General features: G+C 49.9%; 2 protein-coding genes. One reads left to right on the top strand and one right to left on the bottom strand.

Features of this window, described 5'->3' with window-relative positions; all coding sequences use genetic code 11:
- Positions 1 to 109 precede the first annotated feature (109 nt).
- The gene (locus tag LLG96_01940; protein MCE5248960.1) at positions 110 to 3,094 is read right to left on the bottom strand and encodes a hypothetical protein; all 2,985 of its coding nucleotides are present in this window, start codon (positions 3,092 to 3,094) and stop codon (positions 110 to 112) included.
- A 726-nt stretch (positions 3,095 to 3,820) separates the two neighbouring features.
- Here LLG96_01940 and LLG96_01935 point away from each other — a divergent pair.
- Complete coding sequence (locus LLG96_01935) at positions 3,821 to 6,001, top strand: hypothetical protein (GenBank protein MCE5248959.1); 2,181 nt, start codon at positions 3,821 to 3,823, stop codon at positions 5,999 to 6,001.
- The last annotated feature ends 21 nt before the right edge of the window (positions 6,002 to 6,022 follow it).

Here is a 6,022-nt window from a genome sequence, read left to right as displayed (position 1 = left end):
GGGGTAATTCATGAATTATCCCTACAATGTTACATCGGTCAGGTACTAAAACCAAATCCGCCCAATCCGCGTTCCATTATATTTCTTGAGCAGGTCTGGTACAAACCTTTCACCAGCCGAGATTGATACTCACAAACAGTACTGAGGACTTGTACGATTCGAATTCCCGGAGCCCCTTAAAAACGAGCTCGTTGTACTTCACCCCCGTGGAAGCCCAGATTTTGTATCCGAAATAGGTGGTCTGATTTTCGAAAACCCACATGTAGGTTTTCAGGTGGTAACTGTTCTCTTCCTGAACATAATCCCGGTGATGAAACTCGAAACCGGGGATACCCTCGAAACCGAAGGTTATCCTCGTTCTCGGTGAAACAACGTATTTGAGCATGACGAGCGGAATTCGGGTCGTATAATAATCTCCGGGACGGGCGGTTCCGGAATGATCTTTTTTGTAGAAACGCATTTTGATTCCCGGCGAAAATACCCAGTTTCCGAGCTGTTTCGTGTAAACAAGCTTGTTTACAATCGCCAATGTAGAAATCGTTTCGCCCGGCTGGTAGGTTGAATCGTACATCGTACCCTCGATCCGATGGTTATGTTCGAATTTCACATGATTCTCCATCGTTATCGACGGGAGCGCCCTGATCATGGAACTCATGAAAAACCGGCTTACAACAGAGTCCTTATACTCGAGCTCGTCGTAATACACATCACGGTCAAACCGGCCGATTGTGGTCGAGATACCCGGAAGCAGGTAATTCTGCCTGAACTTATTCCCCACCTGGACATAGATATCCCGGATATTGTCCTGAATTATTTCATACCGGTATTCGGCATAAAGAGTACCGATACTGAAAACGTCGTAATTCACATTGATTTTCATATAATCGTCATCGGTTCGGGTGCTCAGCCCCACGCTTCCTGTCCGAAACGATCCTCCGGTCAGATTGACACTTGTCACCGGAGAATACCTGAGTGAGAAATGATATCCCTTACGGTCGAGGTCGTACGGCGTATCGTACTTCATGTCATCTTCGCGGAAATCGGGGATGGTGTTGTTGTTATAGTCGTTTCCGAACACGAATTCATCGGGATCGGAATCGAACATCAGAAACGGCTCGTTATAATCGGCGATATCGTTGTTATTCTTGTTGTTGTCCGCAATACCGTCATGATCCTCGTCGTTTCCGGGAAACACTCCGTCCGGATCCTCGTAAGAAGAGATATGGGAGCCCATGCTGCGGTTGACATACATGGTATCGGGATACATATCCCCATCGTCATTATCCTCGATGAGCGGCATTCTTACCAGACTGTTCCGGGAGTCATACCCTCCCTTCTGATTTCTGGATATGTAATGATCGAGCCACGGCTTATAGAATTTACCCATTTTGAAGATTTCGCCGGTAAATCCGATTCTGGTCCAGTCCTTCTGCGCGGTAATATAGTATGCATGATCGAGCACCGCCCATTTGTGACCTGTCCTCGGAGCCTGCCCGACAGCCCCGTACTCCGGTTCGCCGCTTCCCGCGATACCGTCCGGAAACATGAAATGATTCGAGTTTGTCACGAATTCACCGTTCACTTTGAATCCGCGCAGATTGAAACCGGCGTCGAATCCGTATATGAGCGAGGCTACCTGAAACCCAAAATCCACATCGATCGTTTTCAGGTTCGAGCGGTCCTTGATATTCCCTTCGGCCTGCGCGACGGTGTTCCAGTATGTGCTGTTATAAAACGTGACGATCTTGCCGGTGGTATCGTGTCCCCCCGAAATTTCCCTGGTATATACCATGGCTGTCTGAATCCGGTAATCGTTTGCCACGGTGACTTCCGCTTCCACACGATTCACATATTCCTTGATGGCGGAAATATCGAACCAGTACACCACAGCTTCCGTGCCGTTGACCTGAATCGAGGAAGACCCCGGATCGAGAAACTGGAAATAATCCTGTGCCAGGGTGGTATTGTAGTTTTTGCTCACATTGCTGATATTACTGCCTTTCTGGTAATCGAAAAAATAGAAATAATCTGCATATTTCGGCAGGGTTTCGTTCAGGCTGACATTGTCCTGGTTCGGTTTCCCGCTGCCAGCCTCGGAGGTCGACCTCAGGTATCCGAGCTCGTTGTTTTTTATATTTGCCGTTGTTTTGTCACGGATGATATCGTCATGAATAATCCTCGGAATAATATCGTCGCGATATTTACCGTTCACCTTGAGCCGTATGCCGTAAACAATCGGCCCGGCAGTTGCGTCATCCGGGGAATCGTCGAGGATACGGATGGTTACCACGAGCGGGACCGGAGTATAATTGGTGATTGTTCCGGACCAGCTGTCGCCTTTTTCCCTGCTTCCCTGTACCACATACTCATTGACATAGGTAGCGCCGAGGGTAAGAACACCGAAATTACGGCGTATGGTTCCCCCGCGAAGAAGAACTCCGCCATACTCATACGAATTTATGAGGGCGCTCGAAACCAAGCTGACCGTATTATTGGCCGATTGAAAATCTACCCGTGTTCCGTTTATATTCGGAATATTCAGCGTCAGGGGCGTATACTTTGTCCTCAGTGCGCCCGCGCCGACCACCGATACCGCCCAGTCATCGGTAGCCTCGCGGGCAACCCAGACACCGTCCACACTGCCCCGTGAAACGGAATTGATATAATCTCCGGGCATCGTTACATGAAATGTTCCGTCACCGATATATGTTTCTTTCCAGACTGTGGCGGATGTAGGTCTCATCTTGGAAATTCTGTCACCGAATTCATTGTACGACCATTTCATGCGGCGTTCCTCCAGAACATTGTAGTTCTCGAATCCCCTGAAGGAGTAATTTTGATAGGAGTCATTCATTTCATAAAAGTTATAGCCCCATTTCCTGGACATGGAATTAAATTGACCGAAATTCCCGAGGAAGGTTTGATTCCCGGCCTGTGAATTGGCTGTCCCGATAGCCCGCAGCCGTTCCTCGGTCGACATGGCGAGCCAGTCTTTTTCAGACAGTTTCCTCAATTCATAGATGTTTTGGGCACAGGCATCATGCGATACAACAAATCCGAGAAAAACATATATTCCGATGATATATACCTGCATTCCTACAAATTTTCTGATACTGAACTGATAAAAAAACAATATGCAGCGCTCCTTCAGGGATTACATGACACGGGGTATTAATAAAAAGAACGATAGTGTCCGGTTAAATTTCATTTCAATTTGCATAATGTATTGAAAACGCTATGGTTTTCAATGAATCAACACAATCCCCGATGTACTATCTCTTATTACTTACAACAGCCCCCTTCGGCGCTTACGCGCCTGTTTCCCCCGGAGGGGGCAACATATTGCGGCGCTTGCAGTTATATCCTGCCCCCTTGTGGGGGGAAGGATGTCACGAAGTGACAGAAAGGGGGCTTTTTTAAATTTAACTGGACAGTTCTGTAAAAAAAGACAATGAAAATACATATATCCTGCATTGAATCCCCGGCTTGATCGGGGAACGGGCTGTTACCGAAAAGTCCTGTTGGGGATTCTGCTTAACAGAAGTTCCGCGGGAACTTGCCGATACGAACAAGGGTATTCATCCCCTTGCATATGGATCTATGATTTAAAATTAATCAGGGTTAACTGAATATTTATAAAAATTTTAGATTATCCAAGTATTTTTTGCTTTATTCTGAAAATGAATCATCTCAAATACACTGTTGTTTATTATTTTTATTTTACTCTCCCGTAAGATTATGTTGATTAAACGGCTCCTGAAATATTATAATCAGGAACAGGCGATAAAAAATTTCACGCTCCTGATAAGGAATCGTAGCCATGAAAAAAAATCTGTCCTTCTGCGCTTTATTCATCGTAATATGGGTTCTGTCATATGCCGGACATGGTTTCACCGCCGCCCGGTCGAACACCGTGACTCTCGATGCCGCCGGAATCGAGCGTGACGCCCGTCTGATCAACCTTATATTCGACCGCCCGGGAAATGCCATCATGCTCGATGACACCGAGCTGATCGAGGATGACGGCCCGGCGACCGGAATGCCCGAGGGGTTCGTGCACCGTGACATCGAATGGCAGGAAAGCCTTAAAAAGGGAATCGTGATAAAGAAACTCCTTGTCCTTGATAACCCGAAGGCATATTCGGGCCGTCTCCTGTTCAAGGGTATCGAAACGAAGGGTAACTCCGAGCCGCTCCACATTTCGCTGAATGGCGTGGAGTTTGTCCGTCCCGCAACACGGTTTGCATATCCGTTTGCCCGGGAATATATCGACCTGGGATGGGATCGCTGGTTCTACATCGACCTGCCGGTCGGAGCGCTCAAAAGCGGCACCAACGAGGTGCTCATGTGGGCTGACAGCGATTCGACATCGTGGATCGTGTTCATCGCCATCGAACAGGAATTCGCCCGTGGGTCGCTCGTCCGTACTCATCACCCGAACCGTTCCATGAAGAGCTCCGATGGCGGCCGTACCTGGAGCGACTCGAAACTCGGCACGAAAGATACCGTCGATGGGGAATACTCAGTCCGCATCAGCCTCGACCGTCATGTCAGGGCTGGAGAGTACATCTCGCCCGTATACGACCTTATCGAGAACGAGTCGGTGCTGAAACATAAAGGGGATATCAAAAATATCAGGATAACCGTTGACACGGAAGTACCCGACAGTACATCGGCTGCGGTACTGACCCGTTTCGGCGGGAGTCCCCTCACGGGGGACCCGTCATGGTCGGAGTGGCGCCGCACAGATCCCGGACAGGACATTACCGCTTCGGGGAACAGACGGTATTTCCAGTGGAAAGCCGAGCTGGCCACGCTCGATCCGCTCAAAAGCCCGAGTATCAGAAGCGTCGCCATCAATACGGAATGGGAAGACCGGTCTCCCAACAGTTCAGTCGGCGTCGATGCACGGGTTGTCCATAACGGTCATGTAGTGAGGTCGTCATACCCGTTCACGTATGAGAATCTTCTCCATCCGGGGCTGAAGGAATATTACAAAAACCATAAACTCGACCGCATTGTCGAGGGCGCGACCTCGGAGTTCGAGGTCATGATGCGTCTCCTCAACTGGGCGTACCGTATCCCGCTGACAAGCGAACCGTACTCCTGGGACTGGAACAAGGTCACCATCATCGAAAAGGGCGAAAAAGGCATGCCCCGTCTCCAGGGACAGTACGACGGGAGACGCCGCGACGCCATGTGCCTCTATTCCAATCAGGCGCTCATAGGCGCTCTGCTCTCCCTCGGATACGAAGCCCGTCACATCAACATTCACAGCGAGGGTGTGAGCGGTCACGAGGTTACCGAGGTATGGTCGAACGAGTTCAACAAGTGGGTATACATGGACGCCACCCGCGATTACTATTATTATGATTCCAAAACCGGGGTGCCGTACAACCTGCTCGAAATCCACAATCTCCTCGCCGCGGAGCTTCCACGTGTTGAAACGTGGCAGCGTCCGTTCGTTTTTGATATGGGCACCGAAGTCGTGGACCGGATCGACATCGGAATGCGCGAGGGCAACAACCCGGTGTCCATTGTCGAGCACGGCCGTCATATCATGGAAATCATGGGGCATTTCCGTATCATACCGCGGAACGATTTTCTCTCCAATCCGCTCCCGGTGCCTGTTCATACCGGCGACACCATGTGGGGGTGGTCCGGGTTCCTGAACTGGTACGACGATATGTTTCCCAAACGTACCGAATACCAGATGTATACAAACCGCGCCATCGATTTTTACGAGCCCCTCAACCAGGCGGAGATTTTCCTTTCGGAGACCGACGATCGCGGACTCCTCAAGGTGGAAGTCGAAACCTTCACTCCCGGGGGGTTCGATACGTTTCTGGTGAGGACAAACGACGGCCAGTGGGTCGGGCAGAAAGAACCGTCATGGCTCTGGAACCTCAGAAGCGGCCTGAACCGTATCGATGTCCGGACCCGTAATGTCCGCGAGGTGCTGGGGCCGGTCAGCACGATTCTGGTGACCTATAACCCTTAAACAGTCCATTTTTCACGCACC

This window comes from bacterium, assembly GCA_021372535.1.
Taxonomy (GTDB): domain Bacteria; phylum Latescibacterota; class Latescibacteria; order Latescibacterales; family Latescibacteraceae; genus JAFGMP01.
This window is presented reverse-complemented; position numbering and strand designations above follow the sequence as displayed.